Origin of the sequence: uncultured Nitrospira sp. (assembly GCA_902500695.1) — a bacterium.
In the GTDB taxonomy this organism is placed as follows: Bacteria; Nitrospirota; Nitrospiria; order Nitrospirales; family UBA8639; genus Nitrospira_E.
Genome location: CABVRQ010000099.1, coordinates 1 through 3994 on the forward strand (window position 1 = coordinate 1; position 3994 = coordinate 3994).

6 protein-coding genes are annotated in these 3994 nt (G+C 50.6%); 2 read left to right on the forward strand and 4 right to left on the reverse strand.

The features are described 5' to 3' along the window. Together AAH187_RS17055 and AAH187_RS17060 are read left to right on the forward strand one after the other, a co-directional pair. Window positions 1-1101, forward strand: a 1101-nt coding sequence (locus AAH187_RS17055; RefSeq protein WP_342349685.1) for a hypothetical protein, incomplete at its 5' end; no start/stop codon positions are given. A 294-nt stretch (window positions 1102-1395) separates the two neighbouring features. Next, window positions 1396-1629, forward strand: a complete 234-nt coding sequence (locus AAH187_RS17060) for a hypothetical protein (RefSeq protein WP_342349686.1) — start codon at window positions 1396-1398, stop codon at window positions 1627-1629. A 240-nt stretch (window positions 1630-1869) separates the two neighbouring features. Here the strand turns inward: AAH187_RS17060 and AAH187_RS17065 are convergent, their stop codons facing one another. From AAH187_RS17065 to AAH187_RS17080, 4 genes are all read right to left on the reverse strand, one after another. After that, the gene (locus AAH187_RS17065) at window positions 1870-2211 is read right to left on the reverse strand and encodes a cytochrome c (protein ID WP_342349687.1); all 342 of its coding nucleotides are present in this window, start codon (window positions 2209-2211) and stop codon (window positions 1870-1872) included. Between the two features lie 130 nt (window positions 2212-2341). Beyond that, window positions 2342-2791, reverse strand: a complete 450-nt coding sequence (locus AAH187_RS17070; protein WP_342349688.1) for an IPT/TIG domain-containing protein — start codon at window positions 2789-2791, stop codon at window positions 2342-2344. A gap of 131 nt (window positions 2792-2922) precedes the next feature. Beyond that, on the reverse strand, window positions 2923-3288 hold the full coding sequence (locus tag AAH187_RS17075; RefSeq protein WP_342349689.1) for a cytochrome c: 366 nt from the start codon (window positions 3286-3288) through the stop codon (window positions 2923-2925). 70 nt (window positions 3289-3358) lie between these two features. After that, window positions 3359-3793 (reverse strand): hypothetical protein, encoded by a 435-nt coding sequence (locus AAH187_RS17080; protein WP_342349690.1) that lies wholly within the window; start codon window positions 3791-3793, stop codon window positions 3359-3361. Window positions 3794-3994 lie beyond the last annotated feature (201 nt).

Sequence of the window (3994 nt, forward strand, 5' to 3'; positions counted from 1 at the left end):
TTTTTCATTTCCCTCACACAAGTCCTGTTCGGTCGTCAATCGTTAACGCTTCCCGTCCCCGACTTGGGATTTGAGGGGACAATCGATTTACAACCCGAGGGTATTCTTGATGAGGTACGAGTCGTGCCGCTTGTCTACTCCATTGACGTTTATGGCTCCTTGCTGGACCGACTGCGGGTTTCCAACCATACGGGTGGTGAAGTGATTCCCTTTACGTATGATTGGCGGGGGGACCTGATGGATGCGGTGCGAAGTTTTGATGCCCTTATCCGCGGACTCCGGGATAAGGGAACAAAAGATATTTCGGTTGTCGCGCATAGCATGGGTGGCCTGATTGTCAGCTATTACCTTCGATATGGCACTCAGGACATCGACACTGCCGTGGAAACCTGGAAGGGCGCCGGGGAACTCAAACGCGTGGTGTTGGTTGGCGTGCCGTTTCTTGGAGCCATGAACTCGTTTCGGAATATGAACTATGGGGCGACCGTCGGTTGGAACTCTTCATTACTCAGCTACGAGGCCTATGCGTCCTTTCCGGCCAGTTACTATACCTTACCGGTTGCCGATTCCGATGAACTCATCACATTGGAAGGGAAGGCCTTACAAGGGGTGATCCGAAATGCCGGGCAGTGGCAACAATCCGAATGGGGACTGCTCAGGAATAAGAATAGTTTTCCCAACGATACCGTTGAGCGGCGTGCTGCCTATACGTCATTTTGGCTTCATCGATCTCAACAATTTTTGGAACTGCTTCAGGCGGCTCCCTTCACACCAAGCCCCTATCAACCCTCGCTACTTTACCTGTATGCGAATGGTACATCGACCCTGGCAAGGGGAGTGTGGACGGGGAATCAGGGTGATAAGGACATTGATTCCTTGTTGTTTGATGATTCCGATTTGGCAGGGGAAGAGCATGCTGGGAACATTCCCACCGTCCATGCTGATGGAGATGGAACGGTGACGGTGTCATCCGCATGGCTTCCGGAAGCATACCGTCAGACCTTTCAAACGACTATACGTGATTATCAGGTGGGACATACCGAATTGATCACGATCCCGGATATCCAAAAGGATATCATAAGATTTCTGGATAGCCGGTAGTACACTAAAGAGTCGTGGACAAAAGGTTCGTGGCCCACCCTCCGGGTGTTTGGCGCGCGCGCCTCGTCAGCGACGTGTCAGAGAGGGGAGCTATGCGTGGCATTCTGTGACGCTTTCCAACAATGTTTCGTTTGCACCATTTCCCATTCTCTGAATAATTCTTGAGCACAATCGGGAATTCTTCGAGATCCTCCTTCCGTCTATCATTCGTTGTGAACCTTTCCTGATGGACTATCATATTCACCTCTTTTCTCATTGCGTGGTGGATCAGCCTGTTTTGTCGACATTTTCCGCATGAATATTTCCCTGCTCTTTTTTGCCGCGATATTCGTCTTCATGGCGAGTGTCTGGCAGACGGGAGTATTCCAGGAGTGGACAGCGCATCTGCAGATGGACCTCACCTCCCTGCCTTCCATTCTTGGTCTCAGTATCATTCTGAGCCAACTGATTTCGAATGTCCCCTTAGTGGCCTTGTATCTCCTTTGGTATCGGTTCCCTTCCAGCCCTTCTGTCTTTGGCTGTCGGTAGTGCAATTGCGGGTAATCTGATGATTCTTGCTGCGGCCAGTAATGTGCTTATCATCCAGCGGACGGAGCAGGAAGGTCACACCATGGGTTTTAGGACTTTTGCTTGGATGGGGGTGCCCTTGACGATTCACCAAACGCTCTTTTACGCCGAGTATCTTGAATGGGGTTTGAGATAGGTGAGTGTTGCGGAAAGTTACATCGTCCGCTTCATCCCCTGCAGCGATGCTGTGCGGCGAAAAGTTTATGGTGAGAGCGCACGGATATAATGCACCAGGTCCAGGACCTGTTCATCGGTGAAGGTGTCCGCCCACCCATGCATTTCGCCCCGCCCTTTTTTGATAATAGAAAAGAGTTCTTGGTCGGTTTTGGCCTGTGTCATTTGCGAGTTCAAATTGGCAGGGTCTTGTTCCAGGAAAGGACGTAGGGCACCCCTGCCATCCCTCTGTGGGCCATGACAGTCTTGGCAATATTGGAGAAAGAGCGTTTTGGCGGATTGTGCCTCTTCCTGTTCAGCGGAAGTCGGGGGAAGGGGAATTATACCCATGGCTGTGATCATGAGAACTACGCACATTGATGGGCTCATGCTTCTCATGGAAAAAGATTCCGAAATCCCATACACATCCTTATGGGCAGAACGGGCGTGTGCACATTCCCGGTCGAGTTCGCTATCTTATCGCCCTGAATGGTGCACAGGCGAAGGTCTGTCCTCTTGACTATTTCTTGACCAGTACTGCGGTTTTTGCCGCACCTCCACCCGTCACTACGCTCACAAATACCATTCCAGTGACGACGTTGTCGGGCACGGTTACCTCTATTTTATCATCACCCTTAAGGGTGAAATCCGTTGCCTTTTCGGCTCCAAAAGTCACCTCATGCAGGCAACCTTGTTTCTTTCCGAAATATTCTCCCATAATGACTATTTTAGCGCCGGCCTGAAACTCATCTGGTTCGATTTTGGTGATTGTGGGTCGATAGGTCGGATCGCATACCGGATCATCTTTGAGGGTTTGCTCACTGGACACCGTAGGTGATTCGGAAGTGCCCATAATCGCGGTGTCGTTTTGAGAGAGAGGGCTTGATTGGGCTTTTGCCTCGTTCATCCACATCGAGTCTAATCCTAAAACAGCTAGCAGTATGATAACGAATAATGTCGCGACCCTCATATGGTAATCCTTTCAGAAAGAAAATGAGATTAAAGCCGCACCGTCATTTGGATGAGCCGTATTAAAACCTGTTTGATTCCACGAAAGCTAGCCCCCGGAAAAAATCGGCGTGATCCTCTTTGGGGGTACTTTTAGGGCGACGAAGGTTCATGCGGTGCTATTTGTCTGATGTAGGCGGTGACGGCGCGAATATCTTCGGTGCTGAGTCTGTCCCACCACCCGTGCATAGGACTGAAAGCCAGTCCCCAGATGATCGCTGACCGAAGGTCCGCCTCCGATTTGCCTCGGGATTCCATGCGTTGAAAGTTGGCGGGTGGCACGATGAGGGTGGCAGCGTCCGGTCCATCGCCTTTTCCTTGGATACCGTGACACCCCACGCAGTGAGCTTGATACACGGCCTTTCCTTGTAAGGGATCAACTTCCGGTTCTTGGGCTCCAGTGGGTATGGCCCAGCCGATCAGCAGAATCAGACTCCAAAGCATGATGCGAGATTTCATATGGTGTCTCTCCTTGTGATTGTTCATGCGGCATAATCGAGTGAGGCTCGGGATGGGAATGGGTTCATTCTTATTTTTTAGTTTGTGATGTCTTGGGTTTTCGGCGCGGGCGTGCTCGGGGTTTGGGTCCTTGCCATTCGACTCTAGTCAATTTGTCTTTATGCAACCATTGGTAGGCGATCTTCCCTTTGAGGATCCAATTAAGATGTTTGTCCAGGCGATCCTCACCAGTCAGTTCATTTTTCATGTAAGAAGTCGAATAACCTTGCCGTTTTGGTTTCGCCATCATCTCTGCCTCGTATTTATGGTGGATACATTTCTGGTATAAACTGCATCCGCTTAAAGGGATAAATCCAATTTTCATGCCGCAATTCGGGATCGAACCGTTCTGCATGGAATTGATGGAAAATGGCACACCCTGGGATTTGGAGGGTAGTTGGCTATCTGGTTGGATGGGAAGGCGAGTTAAAAGTGTACCATCATGCCCCATGCCGGAAGAGTTCATCCGTCCCACTTTGCCCCAAAATCAGGTCACGGGGGGTGATGCCTTTTCAACCGGCGTCTGGCTAAATTGAATAGGGAAATGGTTCCTAACGTCCCGGAGGCCAATTTCCCAATGACAGGGTATACCCACCGTGGCCTTGGGTTGCAAGCTTCAGTTTGGCACCGGTATCAAGATGTGTCGTGAGGGCTATGACCAGGTCGT